Raw genomic sequence first — 19,385 nt, 5'->3', positions numbered from 1 at the left:
GAGCGCCCTCCGCGAAGGTCTGAGTCATGGACACCACAGAGCGCCACACGAACGCGAACATCCTGATCTCCGGGGCGAGCGTCGCCGGCCCCGCGCTGGCCTACTGGCTGCGCCGCCACGGCTTCACCCCCACCGTGGTGGAGCGGGCGCCCGCTCTCCGCGACGGCGGCTACGCGGTCGACTTCCGCGGCGAGGCCCACCTGACCGTGCTGGAGCGCATGGGGATCCTCGACGAGATCAAGCGCGTCGCGACGAACATGGGCGCGATGTCATACGTCAACGAGGACGGCAGGCAGATCGCGAGCATGCCCGCCGACCTCTTCAGCGGCGACGTCGAGATCCTGCGGGGCGACCTCGCGCGCATCCTGTACGACGCGACCAGGGACGACGTCGAGTACATCTTCGACGACTCGATCACCTCCATCTCGGAGACCGCCTACGGTGTCGACGTCACCTTCGAGCGGGGCGCGCCGCGCAGGTTCGACCTGGTGGTGGGGGCCGACGGCCTGCACTCCAACGTGCGCGCGCTCGCCTTCGGCCCCGAGTCGCGGTTCGTCAAGGATCTGGGGCTCTACTGCGCGATCTTCACGACCGCCAACCACCTCGGGCTCGACTACGCCGGGCACGCCTACGGCACGCCGGGGAAGCTCGTCGCCATGTACAGCGCCCGGAAGAACACCGAGGCCAAGGCGCTGTTCTACTTCGGCTCGCCGTCGCTGGCCTATGACCGCCGGGACGTCGCGCAGCAGAAGAAGATCCTCGCTGAGGCGTTCGCCGGGGTGGGATGGGAGACTCCCCGGCTGCTGCGGGACATGCGTGACGCCTCCGACTTCTACTTCGACTCGGTCAGCCAGGTCCACATGGACCGGTGGTCCACGGGGCGGGTGGTGCTGCTCGGAGACGCCGCCTACTGCGCCTCGCCGCTGTCGGGCATGGGCACCGGCCTCGCCATCGTCGCGGCGTACGTCCTCGCGGGGGAGCTGGCGGAGGCCGGGGGCGACCATCGCACCGCGTTCGCCCGCTATGAGGAGGCGATGCGCGACTACGCCAGGGGCTGCCAGAAGCAGGGGGAGGGGGTCAGCAGGTGGATGGTCCCGGAGAACCGCTTCATCGCCTGGTTCATGAACACGAACTACCGGCTCCTGCCGTACGTGCCGTGGAAGGGCTTGATCGCCAAGGGGGTCCGGAAGACGGCGAGCGCCATCACGCTGAAGGACTACACCTGAAGATCGAATATGTGTGCGAATGGACGTCGTACACTGAGCCTATGGAAAGCCTGTTCCAGGGTTCGCTGCTGGACTGGCGCGATGAGACCTGCGTGGGCCCTCTGGGGCCCACGGTGAAGCGGACCCTGCTCGATCACGGAGCCTGGATCGATGTGCGGCGGGGTTGGATCTCCGGGTCGGACGCGCTGTTCGACCGCTTGCTCGATGTGGTGCCCTGGCATGCCGAGAGGCGGCACATGTACGACCGGATGGTGGATGTCCCCCGGCTGCTGAAGTTCTACGACGAGGGAGAGCCCCTTCCGGACGGTGTGGTGGAGGTGGCGCGGGACGCGCTCAACGCCCACTACGCCGAGGAGCTGGGCGAGCCGTTCCGCACGGCCGGGATGTGCCTCTACCGCGACGGCCGGGACAGCGTCGCCTGGCACGGCGACACCATCGGGCGCGGCAGTACGGAGGACACGATGGTGGCGATCGTCTCGATCGGCACGCCGCGCAACCTGATGCTCCGGCCGCGTGGCGGCGGAGGCCCCACGCTGCGTCACGAGGTCGGCCACGGCGACCTCCTCGTGATGGGCGGTAGCTGCCAGCGGACCTGGGAACACGCCATCCCCAAGAGCACACGGGTCGCCGGGGCGCGGATCAGCATCCAGTTCCGCCCACGCGGCGTCGCCTGAGCCGTCACCAGGCCGGGTCACGGTTCGGCCCCGCCGTCCCGGCAAAGGGCAGCGGGGCCGAACCGTGCTCAACGAGCAGTGCCGGGCGAGACCGCTTACCGGAGACCGGCGGCGCGGATGACGGTCTGGGTGACCGCATTGCCCTTGGTGTCCCGGGCGGCGGCCCGGATGGAGACGTATCGGGCGGTCACCGGGGCGTGCAGGCCCGCCCTCCACGCGCCGGCGCCCGTCGACGTCAGCGACGCCCTATGCCAGGTCGCCCCGTCGTCGTAGGACACGTCGAGGGTTATCGGCCCGACCGCGCCCGCGCCCACGGCGCCGGGAAGGTGCGCCACGCTGACGGCCAGGTCGCCCTCGCGCCGGACCCTGCCGTCCGCGTCCGTGTCCACCGCGTAGTCGAGCTGGAGCAGAGGCAGGACCGAGCCCTCCTCCCCGGGAGAGGTCTCGGACTGGAAGTCCCACTCCGTGCGGGTCTTCGACGAGTAGGGGCTGACCTGGGGATCCCGTTCCGCGGCCAGCACGACCCGGTACGGGAGCCGCCCGGGGCCGGGCGCGTCCGCCGAGACCCACGTGTTGAAGGTCGCCTGCCGGAGGAGGGTGTCCCCCTGGTAGAGGGACAGGGTGTGCCGCATGCCCTGGTAGTCCATGGACATGCCGACGTGGTCGGCCCCGCCCCAGCCGGGGATGTCGATGCTCAGCGTGTCACCGGTGCGGCGGGGCAGCTTGTAGTTGTCGTTCAGGTGTGGCCGCTCGATGGGCGCGAACCACTCCTCCTTGGTGGTGCTACCGGGCCGGTAGCTCGCCCGGGCGTCGATCTGGTACAGCATGCCCTCGACGTACGCCTCCTGGCCCCAGCGGTAGCCGCCGCCCGTGGAGACCCAGTCCGTACGGCTGCCGCGTACGGGCTCGTCCGTCAGGGAGCCGATGCCCCACTCGGAGTAGGACGGCCAGTCGAAGCGGAACTCGCCGCCGCGGCGCGTCGGATCCGGGTGGCGGAAGGCCACGTCGACGCGGGCCAGGTTGCTCCGGTCCGCGCGGTACACCACGTCGGCGGGGATTGCCCCATGCCGCATCTCGACGAGGTCGTAAACGTAGTCACTGACGGGCGTGGAGGTCACCTCCAGCGTGTTCTTGCCGCCTCGCGCCTGCGCGATGAGCTTCTCTCCCTCGTCCGTGCTGAGCAGGGCCACCTCGATCGGGGAGCGGTCGAGCGGGGTGGGGCTGTAGTTCCGCACCTCCCGGCCGATCTGGTCGTTCTGCACGAGAAGCAGCTTCGCTCCGGCCGCCGCTGCCGCCGCGGCCTGCTCGCGGTCGCCGATCACCGCTGGGTCGCGCCGTACGACGACGGCCTTGCCCTTGGCGTCCAGCCCGGCGTAGTCGGAGGGGCTGCCGTTGCCCGCGTAGACGGCGCGGAGGTCCCAATGTCCCTCCGGAAGGCGCGTCGTGCCCGACTGCGGAAGCACGTCGGTGTAGTCCGTGGTCTTCGACACCACCGCCAGAAGAGGCTGCTCCTTGCGCCAGCGGGCGGTGAAGTAGAAGTCGCCGTGGGTCACCTTCTCCCCGGTCGGCTGCGCCCAGATGCTGTCGTAACGATCCCCGGACAGGAGGAACGACCGCCAGGGCCAGTTCAGCGAGCGGTAGTACTCCATGCGCTCGAACGTCGTCGCGCTCTCCCTGGGCGTGGTGGCCTTGACCTGGTGCGCGGCGGACGCGTCGAGGACGACCTCGGTGTCGTGGTCGAGGACGATCTCGGGATCTCCCAGCAGGGCGAGCCCGAGGGAGTGGGGGCCATGCGTGCCCCGCACGTTGACGAACGCCATCGCGGAGTAGACGTCCTTCGGGAGCGCCAGATCCAGCCTGCCCGTCTCGTCCACGTAGAGGAAGTCCAAGGGGCTGTGTTCCCCGATGAACTCCACCGTGCCGGACATCGGCCTGCCCGCGCCGTCCTTGAGGATGAGCGACAGCGTGTGGAACTCGCGCACCGTGCCGACGCCGATCGTGGTGTGGGCCAGCACCACGCCGCCGGAGCCGGACGCCCGGATCTGGCCGGTGTAGTGCGCGCCGGTCGCGGCCCGGCTCGGGTCCATGGTGAGAGTGACGGTCGCGGTCCCGCGGGCGGGCACCGTCACCTGGTTCTCGGAGAGCGCGAACAGGCCGTCGGGAGCCTGCGGAGCGTCGACGGCCAGGTCGAGGACGACCGGCTCCTCGGCGGTGTTGGTGTACGTCACCACGTGCTCCGACGTCCCCGGGTGGGCCCCCTCGGGGATGCCGGTGTAGGCGGTGGCCGTGGCGAACACGGTGCCTCGCACGGCGGCCGCCACGTCCAGGCGACCGCTTCCACCCTGGTAGGCGTCGTACTGCGGGGTGGGTTTCGTGGTGCTGACCAGGGCGTCCTTGATCTGCGGCCCCTTCCAGTCCGGGTGGGCGGCGGCCAGCAGCGCGGCGGCCCCCGCGACGTGCGGAGTGGCCATCGAGGTGCCGCTCATCGTCTGGTAGTAGCCCACGCCCTCCGGCGCGTACTGCGAGCGCGCCGCCAGCACGTCGACGCCGGGCGCGGTGAGCTCCGGCTTCAGCGCCTCGTCGGCCAGGCGCGGACCCTGGCTGGAGAACGGCGCGAGCTGGTCCGAGGTGTCGACCGCGCCGACCGTCAGGGCCGCGTCGGCCGCGCCCGGAGCCGAGACCGTGGAAGGAGCGCCGAGGTTGCCCGCCGCGATGACGAACAGTGCCCCGGTCTCCGCGCTCAGCGCGTTGACGGCCTTGCTCAGCGGATCGGAGCCGTCGGTGGGGCCGGAGCCCAGGCTCATGCTGATGACCTTGGCGTGTTGGTCGCGGGCGGCCCACTCCATGCCGGCCAGGACCCAGGAGTCCTGGCCGCTGCCGGCGTTGGAGAGCACCTTGCCGATGTGCAGGCTCGCGCCGGGGGCGACGCCCCGCTCCTTGCCGTCGGAGGCGGCGCCGGTCCCGGCGATGGTCGAGGCGACATGGGTGCCGTGCCCCTGCCGGTCGGTGACGTCCTCACCGGGGACGAAGCTGGCCGAGGCGGTGATCCGTCCGGCCAGGTCGGGGTGTCCGGCGTCCACGCCGGTGTCCAGGACGGCCACGTCCACGCCCTCGCCGGTGTTCCCCCCGGCCCAGACCTCGGGTGCTCCGATCTGGGCGGTGGTGTCCGAAAGGGTGGCCTTGACCTTGCCGTCCAGCCACACCTTAGCGATGCCTCCAGCAAAGGCCGGCGCAGCGACGCCCGTGCCCGGGCCGGTGCTGCTGGTGCGGGCGCCGGTGCCGTTGGCGGTGTGCGTGCCGCCGGTGAGCGCGGTCCAGAATTCAGCGGAGTGGTCGCGGTCCTCGGTCACCGCCGCGCCCTGGATGCTGCTGAGGGTCCGCACCTTCGCGGCTCCCTCGGGCACTCCCTGCGAGCGGGCCTGGGCCGCGCCGTCGCTGTAGGACACGATCAGGGGCAGCCGGTCGAGGTGCGCGTCGTCGTACCCGTCCCTGATCAACTGCGTGACGTCGAAGAGACGCTTGTCCAGCCTTCCGGCCGCGACGTACGGCAGGACCGACTGCGGATAGACGTACAGGTCGTCGCCCGATTCGACGATGTGGGCCTCGGAAGGGGAGCCGTCGGGGCGACGGACGTCCACCGTTCCACCGCCGTGGCTCCCACTGTGGCCGGCGCCGTCTTGCCGCTCGTCTTCCGCGCCGTCTTGTCCGGTGGCTCGCCCGCCGTTGTGGCGCACGGTGACGGTGTCACCGGTGATCAGGGTCACCTTGTGGACGCCATCGGCCGTGTTGGCGAGGGCGGCCGCCAGGGGGGAAGGCGGCTCTGCGCCGGGCGCGGCCATCGCGGGCGGGATTCCCGCCATGGCCATGAGGGCAGCCCCCAAGGCGATCAGCCCGGCCTTGCGAGGGGGGAAAGCGCTCAAGGAGGCTCCTTCAACTGGTTTGGGGCACGTGAGTATCCGCGGGAAGTATGGGTACGGCGGTTAGCGCACCGAAAGATCGTTTGATTGGCGAATGTGCGACATGTCGCGATCTCGCCAGGAAGCCCTACTACCTCGACGGCTGGGAGTTTCTGAGAGGGGCCGTCGGCTTCCTGGCCGCGGGGCCGGGCGGGCTTCTATAGCCGATCTCCGATATCCGCGGAGTCAACGACAAGCAGGTGAGCACGCGCTTGGCCTTCACGCTGCTGCTGAAGTTTTACACGCAGCACGGACGTTTCCCTCGCGGCCGGGGCTGAGTTTCCCGACGAGGTGATCGACTACGTCGCGCCCCAGACCAAGACGCCGGCCGGCACGTTGGGAGAGGTCCTGCGCTTGCGACGGCGCTGATGCGCTCGGCCCGCTCATGCCATAGCTCGTCGCCCCTCCGCAGGGCGGCACGCCTGTCAATGGGAGCGGGGCGATGGGAGCGGGGCGATGTGATGAGCGCGGCAATGGCGCCGAGGACGCGGTCGAGTGGTCGGGAGCGAGGCCCACGACTGCGACCCTGGGCGCTATCTGCATGGTCTTTCCTGATAGTCCTTATGTACGGCTTTCGCCACTCCGGCGGGAGCCGTACGTCCACGAAGAGAGGCCTCGCATGTCCCCGCAGTCCCCCTATGCCGCCGCACCCGGCCGCTACGACACCATGACCTATCGGCGGAGCGGACGGAGCGGGGTCCTCCTGCCGGAGATCTCCCTCGGGCTGTGGCACAACTTCGGCGGCATCACGCCGCTGGACCGCCAGCGGGCCGTCCTGCGCCGCGCCTTCGACCTCGGGATCACCCACTTCGACCTGGCCAACAACTACGGCCCGCCGTACGGCTCGGCGGAGGAGAACTTCGGACGGCACTTCCAGGCCGACTTCCGGCCGTATCGCGACGAGCTGTTCATCTCCACCAAGGCGGGTTACGACATGTGGCCCGGGCCGTACGGGGAGTGGGGCTCGCGGAAATATATGCTGTCGAGCCTGGACCAGTCCCTCAAGCGGATGAACCTCGACTACGTCGACGTCTTCTACTCCCACCGCCCCGACCCCGAGACGCCCATCGAGGAGACCATGGGGGCGCTCGACACGGCCGTCCGCTCCGGCCGGGCGCTCTACGCCGGCATCTCGAACTACTCCGCCGAGCAGACCGCCCGCGCCGTGGCCGCCCTGCGGGAGCTCGGCACCCCGCTGCTGATCCACCAGCCGAACTACTCGATGCTCGACCGCTGGATCGAGGGTGGGCTGCTCGACACGCTTGAGGACGCGGGGGCCGGGTGCATCGCCTACTCGCCGCTCTCCCAGGGCCTGCTGACCGGCCGCTACCTCGACGGGGAGGTCCCCGCCGACTCCCGGATGGCCGTCGGCCGCTTCCTGTCGCGCGACGACCTCACGCCCGAGCTGCTGGAGACGCTGCGCGGGCTGAACAAGGTCGCCCAGGCCCGTGGGCAGAGCCTCGCCGAGCTCGCGATCTCCTGGATCCTCCGCGACAGCCGCGTCACGTCGGTCCTGATCGGCGCGAGCAGCGTCCCTCAGCTTGAGCAGAACGTGGCCGCTCTGGCCGGCCCGCCCCTGTCCTCCGAGGAACTCGCCGAAATCGACCGTCTCCTCGGATAGCGGTTGGAGCCGCTCGGGCGGCAAGGCCGATGCCGTCCCGGGGCCGTACGGCTGTGGGACGGCGGCACGCCCCGCCGGGAGGCGCTCATCTACATCATCACTGTCAGTCGACGGGAACCGTCTCCCCGGCCAGGTCGGCGTCCGCCCTGGCCGCGATCCGCCGCCGTACGGACATGCCGTACGCGGCGACCAGCAGGCCGGCCGCGCCGGAGACGACGAACGGCCCGGCGGGCCGCCACGTGTCGTGCAGCACGCCGCCCAGCGCCGAGATGATCATTACGCCGGCCGCGCCGCAGAGCGTGTGCACGCCGAACGCCGACCCCCGCACGTCGGCGGGCGCCTGCTGCGCGAGCAGCGGGCCGGCCGTGGTGATGACCGCGATCTCGCCCAGGCCGATGAACACGGCGACGACCATCATGCCGGGGCCGAGGGGATCCGCGACCAGCAGCGTCGACAGGTACGCCACCCCGGCGACGACCTGGGCGATGATGACCATGTCCTGGCGGCGCACGCGGTCGCCCAGCCAGCCGAACAGCGGCGCGGTGACGAGCGCGACCGTCTGCGAGATCCCCACGATCGCGCCCGCCTTGGCCACGGCCTCGGCGCTGGTCATGCCCGCGTGCCCCTTGGCGTAGTCGGAGATCCACAGGGTCATGAAGGACACGACGATGGCGAGGTCTGCTCGCGCGACGAACGACGCCGCGTACGAGAAGGCGACGCCCGGATCGCGCGCCAGCGACACGCCCTCGCGGACGAGCCGGGGCAGCGGGGTCCGCTCGCCGACGGAGCTCACTCTCACCCGCGACAGCGACAGCGACAGCGCGCCCGCGGACACCAGGATCCCGGCCGCGATCACCAGGAACGCCAGCCGCGCCGCGGCGACCGGCTCCAGCCCCGCGGCCTCCAGCGTCTGCGGCAGCCGGACGAGGGCGAGCACGGCGATCACCGCGCCGAGCCCGCCGAAGACGCCGATCAGCCCGTACGACGTCCCGCGCGAGCGGGTGCGGACGTAGTCGATCGCGATGGTCGACAGCATCGCGTTGATCGCGGCCACGCCCAGCCCGAACACCACACGGAGCGCCACGAGGACGGCCGTGCTTCCGGCGAACGGGAACAGCGCGGTGCCGGCCGCGCACAGCCCGAGGCCGGCCAGCACGACGAGCCGCCGACCGGCCCGATCGGCGAGCGCGCCGTACCACGCGAGGCTCAGCACCATCGCGAGTTCGGCCGCGAGGTTGAGCACGCCGATCGTCGTCCCCTGGCGCGACTCCGGCACGCCGAGGATCGTCGTCAGGATGTGCGGCTGCGCCGACGGCAGGAAGGACACCACCGCCGTGCCGATGGTCGCGAAGAACAGCAGGGCCCACATGTTGACGGGGGTGATTCCGGAGGCGAGCTGGGCGCCCAGGACCCGGCGCCGGGGGGAAGCGGCCATGAGACGATCATGACAGGAAGTGCGATATTCCTACCATTGTTTAACGAAATACCATGCAATTTAGTGTCTAATCTAAGATCGCCCGAAGTGTCGACTAATGGGGAGGATACGCATGGACCCGGATGTCCTCGGTAACGGCTTCGACCCCACCGTCCCCAATGCGGCACGTATGTACGACTACTTCCTCGGCGGCAAGGACAACCTGCCCGCCGACAGGGTGGCGGCCGAGCAGGTCCTGCGCTACGTCCCCGAGATCCCCATCGGCATCCGCGAGAACCGCGAGTTCCTCGTCCGGGCCGTGCGCTTCCTCGCCGAGCGCGGCATCCGGCAGTTCCTCGACATCGGCGCCGGCCTGCCCACCCAGCGCAACGTGCACGAGGTGGCGCGCGAGCACGCCCCCGACGCCCGGACCGTCTACGTGGACAACGACCCGCAGGTCCTCGCGCATGCCCGTGCCCTCCTCCAGGACACCCCGCTCGTCCGGGTCGTCGAGGGCGATCTGCGCCGTCCCCAGGACATCCTGAACAACCGGGAGCTGCGCGAGCACCTGGACTTCTCTCAGCCGATCGCCGTCCTCCTGCTCGCCATCATGCATTTCATCCCGGACTCCGACCACCCCGCAGCGATCATCGCCCAGATCCGGGGGGCCCTCGCGCCGGGCAGCCACATGGCGATCTCGCACGTCGCGGCCGACGCGCGTCCCGAGGTCGCGCCCGGGGTGGAGAAGGTCTACCAGAACGCCAGCGCCCAGTTCGTCGCGCGAATGACGGGCGAGATCGCGCCGTTCTTCGAGGGACTCGACCTCGTCGAGCCCGGCATGGTCAACCTGCACGATTGGCGCCCGGACAACCCCTTCATCGACCCGTCCATCGAGCGGACGAAGGCGTACTTCCTCTGTGGCGTCGGCCGTGTCTCCCCGTCGCGGGCGGACGGCTGAGCGTCAGTCGACCTCGGCGCTGCCGTTGACGCGGAGCTTGCGGCGGGCGCGTTCGTAGAAGGTCGTGGTGCCGAGCCGTACGACCTGCGCGGCGGCGCGGAGGGCGGTCACGGTCAGGCGGTCTCCCGGGCACAGGTAGCCGCCGATCGTGCCGTCCACCTCCATGGCGAGCTGCCCGCTGGTGGGGAGGACGTCGAGGGTGACCTCCTCGTCGGCCGACAGGACGAGGGCCCGGTTGAACGCCGAGTGCGCCGCCGCCGGGACGACGAGGAAACCCTCCACCGTGGGCGAGACGATCGGGCCTCCCGCGGAGAAGCTGTACGCGGTGGACCCCGTGGAGGTGGCGACGATCACGGCGTCGGCGGCGTACCGCACGAACGGATGCCCGTACACGTTGACCGCCACGGCGGACAGCCCGTCGCCGGGGATCCGTACCAGCGCGATGTCGTTGAACGCGGTCGCCGTCTTCCCGTCCGAACCGGTGGCCTGGATCGCCATGCGCGGCTCGACGGTGAACCGGTGGCTGTCGATGGCCGACAGGGCGGGCGGCAGGTCCTCCACGTCGATCTCGGGGAGGAACCCGAGCCTGCCCAGGTTGACGCCCAGGATGGGCGTGGGATGACCTTCGATCAACCGCATCGTCCGCAGCATCGTGCCGTCACCGCCCAGACTGACGAGCAGGTCGGCCCGCTTGACCAGGGTCTCCGCATCGACCGGTACGGCACTGCAGTCGATGCGGCCCACCTCGTCGGGAAGGCCGAGCACCGTGACATCGCGCCCGCGCGCCCACTCGACGATCGTCTCGATCGCCTCCGCCGAGTCACGCCGAGGGTGCAGTACGAGCCCAACCGTGCTGACCATGCCCATGACCACACTGTACGAGCACCCGCGAGTGAGGTTGGCCACTCACCCGCTATACGGAGGCTCCGTCGGTGATCGGCAGGTAGACCCGGAACCTGGTGTCACCAGGCACCGAATCCACCCGGATGTCACCGTGATGCTTGTTCACGATGATGCGGTAGGAGATGTCCAGCCCCAGGCCAGTGCCCTCGCCGACCGGCTTGGTGGTGAAGAACGGCTCGAAGATCCTCGGCCGGACCTCGGGCGCGATGCCGGGGCCCGTGTCGCCGACCTCGACGAGGAGCCGGTCCTCCTCACGACTGGTGCGTATGGTCAGGGTGCCGCTCTCGCCCATCGCGGACACCGCGTTGTCGATCAGGTTGGTCCACACCTGGTTCAGCTCGGCGGCGTACGCGGGGATCTTGGGGAGCGTCCGGTCGAACTCCTTGACCTTGCGGATCCCCGGCGGGATCTTGGCCTGCATCATCGTGAGGGTGGCGATGAGCAGGTCGTGCACGTCGACGGTCTGGTACGGCGCGCGGTCCAGCTGGGAGTACTGCTTGGCCGCCGCGACCAGCCCGGAGATCCGGGTGACCGCGTCCTCGATCTCCCCCATCAGCAGTTCCGTGTCGATGGTGTAGGTCAGCCACCGTACGGCCGGCTCCAGGTTGTCCTCGCCCACCGCGTCCGCGATCTGCTCGAGCCACGTGATCTCGACGCTCCCCGCGACGAGCGTCGGTGCCAGGTCCCACCCGCCGGTGATGTCGTGGTCGTCGAGCCAGCCGGCGATCACGTCCTCGGCATCGGACGTCTCCAGCGCGGACAGCTCCGGCGCGGTGGCGGCCCGCTTGACGGCCGCCTCCTGGAGCTCGACGAGGTCATGCAGCTGTGTGCCGTCCAGCCGCCCGTCGGCGATCATGGCCAGCTTGTTGCGCATGCCGGCGACCCGGTCCCGCAGCGCGGAGGTCGCCCGCACGGCCGCCGCCGCCGGGTTGTTCAGCTCGTGGGTCAGCCCGGCCGACAGCGAGCCGAGCGCCAGCAGCCGCTCCCGCTCGCCGACGATCGTCTGGCTGGCCCGCATGCCGACGAACAGCCCTTCGAGCAGGTGCATCGCCATCGGGAACCATTCGCGGACCGACGCGGCCATGACGTCGGCCGGCAGCACGAAGAACTCGGCGTCGGTGATGGCCCGGAGGGTGTTCATGTAGACCTGGTCGGCCAGCGCGAAGTACGCCTGCGTCGCGCCGCCGTAGACCCCGCGCTGCTCGGTGCGGCTGACCTCCACGTCGTCGCCGTGGATCCGCCTGCTCATCGCGACCGTGCCGTTGAGCAGCACGAAGAAGCAGGTCGCCGGCTCGCCCTCGGAGTAGACGTCCGTGCCCGCAGCCCGCTGCTCGACCTCTCCCACCTCGGCCAGCCGGGCGAGCTGGCTCTCGTCTAGAGCCTCGAAGAGGAAGAGCGTGCGCAACTCGCCGGGCGTGAGCCGCCGGGTCATCGGGCCTCCATGTAACGGTGGATGAGCGACACCGCCATCGCGCCCTCGCCCACGGCCGAGGCGACGCGCTTGACCGAGTCGGCTCGCACGTCTCCGGCGGCGAAGACGCCGGGCATGCTCGACTCGAGATGGTAGGGGTCCCGGGGCGGCGTCCAGCCGGGCGGGCGGCGTCCCTCGGCGAGCAGGTCGGGGCCGGTGATCACGAAGCCGTGCTCGTCCCGGGCGACGGCGCCGCCGATCCAGTCGGTCCGCGGTTCGGCCCCGATGAACACGAAGAGCCAGGAGGTCTCGACGGTCCTCGTCTTGCCCGAGCTGGGGTCGCACAGCGTCAGCCGTTCGAGGTGGTCGGTGCCCTCGCCGCATACGACGGTCGTCCGCGGATGCACCTCGATGTTCGGGATGCCGGCGATCTGATCGATGAGATAGCGCGACATCGAGCGCGTCAGGTCGTCGCCGCGGATCAGGATGTGCACCCGGCTCGCGTAGCGGGAGAAGTACACGGCCGCCTGACCGGCCGAGTTGGCCCCGCCGACGATGTAGATCTCCTCGCCCGAGCAGCTGGGCGCCTCGGTCGACGCCGAGCCGTAGAAGACGCCGCGACCGGTCAGCTCGGCGAGCCCGGGGGCCTCCAGCATCCGGTAGGAGACGCCGGTGGCCAGGACGATCGTGTGCGCGGCGATGGCCGTACCGTCGCCGAAGTGCAGCACCCGGGCCGAACCGGCGCATTCGAGGCCGACCACCTCGCGGGTGGTGAGCAGCTCGGCGCCGAACTTGAGCGCCTGCCTGCGGGCCCGATCGGTCAGCTGGGCTCCGGACACGCCGTCGGGGAAGCCGAGGTAGTTCTCGATCCGGCTGCTCTGGCCGGCCTGGCCACCGGTCGCCCGCTGCTCCACGAGGACGGTCCGCAGCCCTTCGGAAGCGCCGTAGACGGCCGCGCCGAGGCCGGCCGGCCCCCCGCCCACCACGGCGACATCGTAGAACTCCAACGTCGGCGTGGTCGTCAGCCCCACGTGGGCCGCCAGATCGATCTCGCTCGGCCTGGCCAGTGACTTGCCGTCGGCGGTCACCACGACCGGCACGTCCGCCTCGGACAGCCCCGCCGCGCTCAGCAGGCGCCGGCCCTCCGGGTCGTCGGCCAGCAGCCAGCGGTACGGCACGAGGTTGCGGGCCAAGAAGTCACGCACCTCGAACGACGGCGCCGACCAGCGGTGGCCGATGACCCGGGTCTCCGGCATCGCCGTGTCCGGGGTGGCCGTCCACGCGTCCAGGAGGGCGTCGACCACCGGGTAAAGCTTCTCCTCGGGCGGGTTCCAGGGCTTGAGCAGGTAGTGGTCGAGATCGACGACGTTGATCGCGTCGATGGCCGCGTCGGTGTCGGCGTACGCCGTGAGCAGAACTCTGCGGGCCAGCGGGAACAGGTCCATCGCGGCCTCGAGGAACTGGATGCCGTTCATCTGCGGCATCCGGTAGTCGGCGAGCATGACGGCCACCTGCTCGCCGCGCAGCTTGATCTCGCGCAGCGCGTCAAGGGCCGCGTCGCCGGACTCGGCCCGGACCACGCGGTAGCGGTCACCGTACCGGCGCCGCACGTCACGGGCCACGGCGCGGGACACGGCCGGGTCGTCGTCGACGGTCAGGATCGCGGGGTTCGCCATAAACGACATCAAACCATGCGTTTTCTGTGCCTGCTTGAGTCGACTGACGGTATCTCCCCAGGAAGGGGGCACCGGGGATCCCCACAAGAAGCGTGATCTGGGCGGGGGACGTAAGTCCCGGAACGGGGTGACCTTCGCCGCTGCCCCTCTCCCGTCCGGGCGGCGGAGCCTTGAGCGGAGAGGGCGGAGCTTCAGCGGAGGGCCGAGCATTGACTGGACGCAGGGGTGCACCATGTCGATGAGCGTGAGAGACGTCATGCACCGGTTCGTGATCGCGGTCGAGACGGGCGCCTCGTTCACCGACGTGGTCAAGGCGATGTGCCGGTTCCACGTGGACGCCGTACCCGTCGTCGACGAGGACAAGTGCGTGCTGGGTGTCATCTCGGACGACGACCTGCTGCTCAAGGAGATCGACACCAGACGCCCCGGCGATTCGATTTTCGAGGGTCCGTCGCGCCGCCGGCGGCACAGGAAGGCGGCGGGCCGCACCGCCGCCGAGCTCATGACGAGCCCGGCGATCACCGTCACCGAGGAGACCGACCTCCGGTGGGCGGCCGGGATCATGCACAAGAACAGGGTCAAGCAACTGTCCGTGGTCGATCCCGAGACGGGACGGATCGTGGGCCTCGTCCGCCAGTCCGACCTGCTGCAGGTGTTCGTCCGGCCGGGGGAGGAGATCCGCGACGAGGTCGCCGCGGTGGCCGGGCTGCTGTGCCGGGATTGTTCCGTTCGGGTGAACAACGGCGTTGTCTCGCTGGCGGGCATCGTGGAGCGCCGTTCGCAGATCGCCCCTCTGCTCGACGAGGTCTGGAGGGTGGAAGGAGTCGTCGATGTGGAGGCACACCTCTCCTTCGAGATCGATGATCTCCCCCGGGCCGTCCCGCCCCTCTACATCTGAGCAGGCCGCTCAGTACGAACAGTGCCTCTACCCCTGCTGGAGTTGCTCGCGCACCCGCGGTGCGACCTCGGTGCCGAAGAGGCGGAGGTTCTCCATGATGAGTTCGTGCGGCATCGGGCCCATGCCGTACTTGAGATCGAAGCGGGTGGCGTCCAGGGCGGTCATGGTCCTGGCGATGCGCCGGGCGACGGTCTCGGGAGACCCGACGTAGAGGGAGCCATGTGCCACCTCGTGCTCGTAGTACTCGCGAGTGATCGCCGGGAACCCGCGCTGCCGCCGCGCGTCGAGCATGAAGCTCTCGTAGGTGGGCCAGTACTGCTCCTTCGCCTCCTCGTCCGTGGCCGCGACATGTCCAGGCGAGTGCACCCCGATGGGCAGGGGAGCGAGGCCCGCCTGCGCGGTGGCCTCGCGGTACAGCTTGGACAGCCGGGCGAAGCGCGCGGGGTTGCCACCGATGATCGCGAGCATCAGCGGAAAGCCGTACTTCGCGGCTCGCACGACGGACGCGGGGTTGCCGCCGACGCCCACCCAGGTCGGCAACGCCCCGCCGGCGGTGCGCGGGTAGACCTGAAGCCCGGGTAGGGCGGCCCGCGTGGTTCCCGCCCAGGTGACCGGCTGTTCCGTGCGCAATTGGGCGAACAGCTCGAGTTTCTCCTCGAAGAGGCGCTCGTAGTCCGCGAGGTCGAATCCGAACAGCGGGAACGACTCGATGCTCGACCCGCGGCCGAGGATCACTTCGGCGCGCCCTGAGGAGAGGGCGTCGAGGGTCGCGTACCGCTGGAAGACGCGCACCGGGTCGTCGGAGCTGAGCACCGTCACCGCGGACCCCAGGTGGATGCGTGAGGTACGGGCCGCGATGGAGGCCAGGACCAGGTCCGGCGCCGGCAGCGGCATCTCCTCGATGTGGTGCTCGCCCAGGCCGAAGAAGTCGATGCCCGACTCCTCCGAGAGGACTCCCTCCGCGACAAGCGCTCGGATGTTCTGTGGCTGGCTGAACATGGTGCCGTCGCTGTCGAGGGTCATGTCTCCGAAGCTGTCGACCCCGATCACGATCGGGTGCTCTTCAGGCGTGGTCGCCATCGTCGTCCCTTCAATGCTTGACGTATCAAGCATAGGCATATGATTGACGTGTCAATCAAGCGGGCCCGGCGGACCCGTCTCCGGGGCGTGTCGCCACGACTTCGAGCAGGCCCTGCGGAGCAGGGTCGCCCGGGACGTCCCCGGTCGCCTTGCCCACTCCGACCACGGCAGAACCCCATACAGAACAGCGAGACCTGGTATGACCACCACATCCACCGAGCCGGCATCGGACGGGGACTCCACGCGGTTCCCCCTCATCCTCGGCCTCGACACCTTCGGTGACACCACCAGCGATGAGAACGGCCGCCCGCTCTCCCACGCTCAGACGATCCGGAACCTCGTCCAGGAGGGTGTCTTCGCCGACCAACTCGGCATCGACTACTTCGGCATCGGTGAGCACCACACCGACGACTTCCCGCTGTCGGCCGGCGACGTGGTGCTCGGCGCGATCGCCTCGCGCACGACCCACATCCGGCTCGGGTCGGCCGTCACGGTCCTGAGCTCGGACGATCCCGTCAGGGTGTTCCAGCGCTACTCCACGCTCAACGCCATCTCCAACGGCCGGGCGGAAGTCATCCTCGGCCGAGGCTCCAGCATCGACTCCTTCCCGCTCTTCGGGTACGACCTGGCCGACTACGAGGAGCTCTTCGAGGAGAAGTCGCAGCTCTTCGCCGAGTTGCTCAAGGGCGGTCCGATCACCTGGCACGGCAGGAAGCGCGCTCCGCTCGTCGACCAGGACGTCGTGCCGCACCTGGAGAACGGCCCCATCCCGGCGTGGATCGGCGTCGGCGGCAGCCCCCAGTCCGTCATCCGCGCCGCGCGGTACGGGTACTCGCTGATGCTCGCGATCATCGGCGGTTCCCCGGCGCGTTTTGCACCGTTCTCGCAGCTCTTCCAGCAGGCTTTGGCGAAGTTCGGCCGCCCCCCGCTGCCGGTCGGAGTGCACGCCCCCGGGCATGTCGCCGCGACCGACGAACAGGCGCGTGAGGAGTTCTGGCCGAACTGGCTGGAGATGGTCACCCGCATCAGCAAGACGCGCGGCTTCGCCATCCCTACCGAGGACTCCTTCCGGCACGAGATCGGGCCGCACGGCGCGCTCTACGTCGGCTCGCCGGAGACCGTCGCACAGAAGATCGCGGCGAACCTCAAGGTGCTCGGCGCGACCCGCTTCGACCTGAAGTACGGCATGGGCCCCCTCTCGCATGAGAAGCTCATGACCAATATCGAGCTCTACGGCACCAAGGTCATCCCCCGAGTCCGCGAACTCATGGCCTGAGCCCAACTCGGAAGCGCAGAGCATGATCGTCAACTACTGGTGACGCATGCCCTTTCGTGTGTTGCATATCGCCGCCGTCGGCGGGGAGTGACTGGTATGGCTGGAACCATGATCTTCTTGAGCCGGGCCCTCCGCGCCGCCGTACTCACTCTTTTGGTCATCCCGATCACCGCTGTCACCGCTACTCCGCAGGCGGCGGCCGACTCGCGAAAGTGGACACAGGCCGATGCCGGGGCGCGGACCCGCCACATGCTGGCCCAGCTGAAAGTCGCCAGGCCGTTATCGATCCGTGGGTACAGCCATCACCGGTTCCAGCCCCGGTGGGCGCACCACAGGGGTAGGTGCGACGCACGAGAGGTGGTCCTTGCCCGCAGCGGACGGGGCGTGCGCAGGAATGCGGCCTGCCACCCGATCAAGGGCGTCTGGTACAGCCCGTACGACGGCAAGTTGCTGAAGAGCGTGAAGCAGGTGGACGTCGACCACATCGTGCCGCTGGCATACGCCTGGCGCTCGGGCGCCGCCAGATGGAGCCAGGCGCGCCGGCGTGCCTTCGCCAACGACCTCACCCGTCCTGAGCTGATAGTGGTCAGCCACTCCGCCAACATCGCCAAGGGAGGCCAGGGACCCCAGAGCTGGCGCCCGCCGCGCCGAAGCTTTTGGTGCCGATATGCCACCTCATGGATCACCGTGAAGTATCATTACCGGCTCTTCGTCACCCGGAAGGAGAAGGCGGCCTTGCTCAACATGCTCCGCACCTGCAAAAGGTGATGATTCACACGCTCACTGACGACCGGCGCCGCCCCGCGAAGAAGGGCACCCCCGCCAGGCCGGCTGATCTCTTGCGAGGGTCCATCGAGAGGTGACGCTACCTCGGCACGGAGACCGCCCCTCCCGGCTGCCATGCCGACCGTGACCAAGAACAGCTACCGCAGGTTGGGTGGCACCGGTGTCAATGCAGGTGACCCCGTCCGAGTCAACGCCGTTGCGTTTAGCGCTGGGAGCGTGAGGCAAGCCCCTTCTCGAAGATCGTGACGGCGGCGTGGAAGCTGTAGGTCTGTGTGGTCGAGGGATGCTGCCCGGCGTTCGGGCTGTACTTGCTTGTCGGGTTCTTACGGGTACGGGCCTTGAGGCGGGACCTGCGCCAGGCGGGCAGGAGCGCGCCTAAAACTGCCCGGCCGATCGTGCCGATCAGATCGACCGGGCCGGTCGCAAAGATCCGGGTAGCGGTGGTCACCGTGTCGCCGGCGGCCTGGAGCAGGACGGTGAAGCTGATCCGGTCCATGTCCAGGCCTGGTCTGGTGGTCACGGCGTCGGCGGCGGCGCGGATGAGCGCCTGGTAGGTCACCAGCAGGGCGTAGACCTCCTGCTCGATGCCGCAGGTGGTGCGTGAGCGCAGGACGCGGCCGTCCAGCATCGTCGCCTTGATCGAAAAGTAGGTGGTCTCGGCCTGCCACCGCTCGTGATAGAGCTCCACCAGCTCAGACGCGGGGTAACGATCATGGTCGGTCAGGGAGGTGACCAGCCGCCACTGCTCGCGGCGGACGGTGCCATCGGCCAGGGTGACGGTGATGCGCGCCTCGACGATCCGGACCGTCAGCGGCGTGACCAGCACCCCGTAACCGATCTTCGCCAGGTAGGAGCCGTCGGGCAGGCGCCGGGCGATGAGGGGGCAGCGGCGGGCCGAGGAGCGCACCAGGAACTGCGCCCCGGTGGAGACCAGGCCGCTCAGAAAGCCGGCGGCGTCGAATCCAGCGTCGGCCAGCACGAGCACACTACGGTCCAGTACACCCAAAAGCTGGCGCGCGTAGGTGAGCTCACCGTCGCGCTCAGGGCCGAAAGCGGCCGCCAGCAGGGCGCGGGTGCCGCACTCGATCACCACCAGCAGACGCAGCAGCGGGTAGCCGAACTCCAGCGTCTCACCCGCCCGCTTGCCATAGCGCCAGGTGACCGCCTCGGTGTCGGGGACATGCAGGTGCGTGCCGTCGATCGCGACCGTGCGCAGGCCCCGGTAGAACACGCCCGGCACAGCCTGTCCGGCGACCGGCCCGGCCACAATCTCAAAGAGCCGGCGCAGCGGGGCGACGCCGATCCGGCGCCGGGCCCGCGACAGCGAGGACAGGCTCGGCGCGAGGAGGGGCAAGCTGGCCAAAGCGGCGGTGAGCTTACTCCAGACCGCCCGGTAGGAGCAGTGCTCGAACAACGCCAGCGCGAGGACGAAGTACACCACCACCCGCGAGGGCAGCAGTCGCAGCCTGCGCTCGCGGGTCCCGGTCTCCTCCAGTACCGCGTCCA

The 19,385-nt window shown here is 69.7% G+C and carries 14 protein-coding genes; 7 read left to right on the top strand and 7 right to left on the bottom strand.

Annotated elements, in window-relative coordinates:
- The first annotated feature begins 26 nt into the window (after window positions 1-26).
- Entirely contained in the window at window positions 27-1,226 is a 1,200-nt protein-coding gene (locus N5079_RS24810; protein ID WP_261586441.1) for an FAD-dependent monooxygenase, read from the top strand.
- A 41-nt stretch (window positions 1,227-1,267) separates the two neighbouring features.
- Window positions 1,268-1,900, top strand: a complete 633-nt coding sequence (locus N5079_RS24805; protein ID WP_261586439.1) for an alpha-ketoglutarate-dependent dioxygenase AlkB — start codon at window positions 1,268-1,270, stop codon at window positions 1,898-1,900.
- A gap of 95 nt (window positions 1,901-1,995) precedes the next feature.
- On the opposite strand, the gene N5079_RS24800 is transcribed toward N5079_RS24805, so the two are convergent.
- Window positions 1,996-5,820 (bottom strand): S8 family peptidase, encoded by a 3,825-nt coding sequence (locus N5079_RS24800; protein WP_261586438.1) that lies wholly within the window; start codon window positions 5,818-5,820, stop codon window positions 1,996-1,998.
- A gap of 655 nt (window positions 5,821-6,475) precedes the next feature.
- Between N5079_RS24800 and mgrA the strand changes: the two genes are divergently transcribed.
- Entirely contained in the window at window positions 6,476-7,477 is a 1,002-nt protein-coding gene (gene mgrA / locus N5079_RS24795) for an L-glyceraldehyde 3-phosphate reductase (protein WP_261586437.1), read from the top strand.
- Window positions 7,478-7,580: 103 nt separating this feature from the next.
- Here mgrA and N5079_RS24790 read toward each other — a convergent pair whose 3' ends face one another.
- Entirely contained in the window at window positions 7,581-8,912 is a 1,332-nt protein-coding gene (locus tag N5079_RS24790) for an MFS transporter (protein WP_261586436.1), read from the bottom strand.
- A gap of 112 nt (window positions 8,913-9,024) precedes the next feature.
- Here N5079_RS24790 and N5079_RS24785 point away from each other — a divergent pair, with 112 nt between their 5' ends.
- Window positions 9,025-9,849, top strand: coding sequence for an SAM-dependent methyltransferase (locus N5079_RS24785; RefSeq protein WP_261586435.1), 825 nt, complete (start codon window positions 9,025-9,027; stop codon window positions 9,847-9,849).
- Window positions 9,850-9,852: 3 nt separating this feature from the next.
- On the opposite strand, the gene N5079_RS24780 is transcribed toward N5079_RS24785, so the two are convergent.
- Genes N5079_RS24780 through N5079_RS24770 form a run of 3 tightly spaced genes read right to left on the bottom strand, consistent with a single transcriptional unit; the run spans window position 9,853 to window position 13,839 of the window.
- Window positions 9,853-10,710, bottom strand: a complete 858-nt coding sequence (locus N5079_RS24780) for an NAD(+)/NADH kinase (RefSeq protein ID WP_261586434.1) — start codon at window positions 10,708-10,710, stop codon at window positions 9,853-9,855.
- Between the two features lie 52 nt (window positions 10,711-10,762).
- Window positions 10,763-12,184 (bottom strand): ATP-binding protein, encoded by a 1,422-nt coding sequence (locus tag N5079_RS24775; RefSeq protein WP_261586432.1) that lies wholly within the window; start codon window positions 12,182-12,184, stop codon window positions 10,763-10,765.
- Window positions 12,181-13,839: an FAD-dependent oxidoreductase gene (locus N5079_RS24770; protein WP_261586430.1), complete on the bottom strand. Its 1,659-nt coding sequence runs from the start codon at window positions 13,837-13,839 to the stop codon at window positions 12,181-12,183. The genes N5079_RS24775 and N5079_RS24770 overlap by 4 nt, the downstream gene beginning before the upstream one ends.
- A 238-nt stretch (window positions 13,840-14,077) precedes the next feature.
- Here N5079_RS24770 and N5079_RS24765 point away from each other — a divergent pair, with 238 nt between their 5' ends.
- On the top strand, window positions 14,078-14,737 hold the full coding sequence (locus tag N5079_RS24765) for a CBS domain-containing protein (RefSeq protein ID WP_261586429.1): 660 nt from the start codon (window positions 14,078-14,080) through the stop codon (window positions 14,735-14,737).
- 27 nt (window positions 14,738-14,764) lie between these two features.
- Here N5079_RS24765 and N5079_RS24760 read toward each other — a convergent pair whose 3' ends face one another.
- On the bottom strand, window positions 14,765-15,817 hold the full coding sequence (locus N5079_RS24760) for an LLM class flavin-dependent oxidoreductase (RefSeq protein WP_261586427.1): 1,053 nt from the start codon (window positions 15,815-15,817) through the stop codon (window positions 14,765-14,767).
- Between the two features lie 199 nt (window positions 15,818-16,016).
- On the opposite strand from N5079_RS24760, the gene N5079_RS24755 reads away from it, so the two are divergent.
- Both N5079_RS24755 and N5079_RS24750 read left to right on the top strand, forming a co-directional pair.
- Window positions 16,017-17,093, top strand: a complete 1,077-nt coding sequence (locus tag N5079_RS24755; RefSeq protein ID WP_261586426.1) for an LLM class flavin-dependent oxidoreductase — start codon at window positions 16,017-16,019, stop codon at window positions 17,091-17,093.
- A 384-nt stretch (window positions 17,094-17,477) separates the two neighbouring features.
- Window positions 17,478-17,861, top strand: a complete 384-nt coding sequence (locus N5079_RS24750; RefSeq protein ID WP_261586425.1) for an HNH endonuclease family protein — start codon at window positions 17,478-17,480, stop codon at window positions 17,859-17,861.
- Between the two features lie 220 nt (window positions 17,862-18,081).
- Here the strand turns inward: N5079_RS24750 and N5079_RS24745 are convergent.
- Window positions 18,082-19,385, bottom strand: a 1,304-nt coding sequence (locus tag N5079_RS24745) for an IS4 family transposase (protein WP_261586424.1), incomplete at its 5' end; no start/stop codon positions are given.

Source organism: Planotetraspora sp. A-T 1434 (genome assembly GCF_025420585.1).
Lineage (GTDB): Bacteria > Actinomycetota > Actinomycetes > Streptosporangiales > Streptosporangiaceae > JAOEGB01.
This window is presented reverse-complemented; position numbering and strand designations above follow the sequence as displayed.

Excerpts from the sequence above, each read along its gene's own strand:
- N5079_RS24770 (WP_261586430.1), bottom strand. The coding sequence starts at position 13,839 with ATGGCGAACCCCGCGATCCTGACCGTCGACGACGACCCGGCCGTGTCC.
- N5079_RS24790 (WP_261586436.1), bottom strand. The coding sequence starts at position 8,912 with ATGGCCGCTTCCCCCCGGCGCCGGGTCCTGGGCGCCCAGCTCGCCTCC.
- N5079_RS24810 (WP_261586441.1), top strand. The coding sequence starts at position 27 with ATGGACACCACAGAGCGCCACACGAACGCGAACATCCTGATCTCCGGG.
- N5079_RS24755 (WP_261586426.1), top strand. The coding sequence starts at position 16,017 with ATGACCACCACATCCACCGAGCCGGCATCGGACGGGGACTCCACGCGG.
- N5079_RS24805 (WP_261586439.1), top strand. The coding sequence starts at position 1,268 with ATGGAAAGCCTGTTCCAGGGTTCGCTGCTGGACTGGCGCGATGAGACC.
- mgrA (WP_261586437.1), top strand. The coding sequence starts at position 6,476 with ATGTCCCCGCAGTCCCCCTATGCCGCCGCACCCGGCCGCTACGACACC.
- N5079_RS24775 (WP_261586432.1), bottom strand. The coding sequence starts at position 12,184 with ATGACCCGGCGGCTCACGCCCGGCGAGTTGCGCACGCTCTTCCTCTTC.
- N5079_RS24765 (WP_261586429.1), top strand. The coding sequence starts at position 14,078 with ATGAGCGTGAGAGACGTCATGCACCGGTTCGTGATCGCGGTCGAGACG.
- N5079_RS24785 (WP_261586435.1), top strand. The coding sequence starts at position 9,025 with ATGGACCCGGATGTCCTCGGTAACGGCTTCGACCCCACCGTCCCCAAT.
- N5079_RS24780 (WP_261586434.1), bottom strand. The coding sequence starts at position 10,710 with ATGGTCAGCACGGTTGGGCTCGTACTGCACCCTCGGCGTGACTCGGCG.
- N5079_RS24760 (WP_261586427.1), bottom strand. The coding sequence starts at position 15,817 with ATGGCGACCACGCCTGAAGAGCACCCGATCGTGATCGGGGTCGACAGC.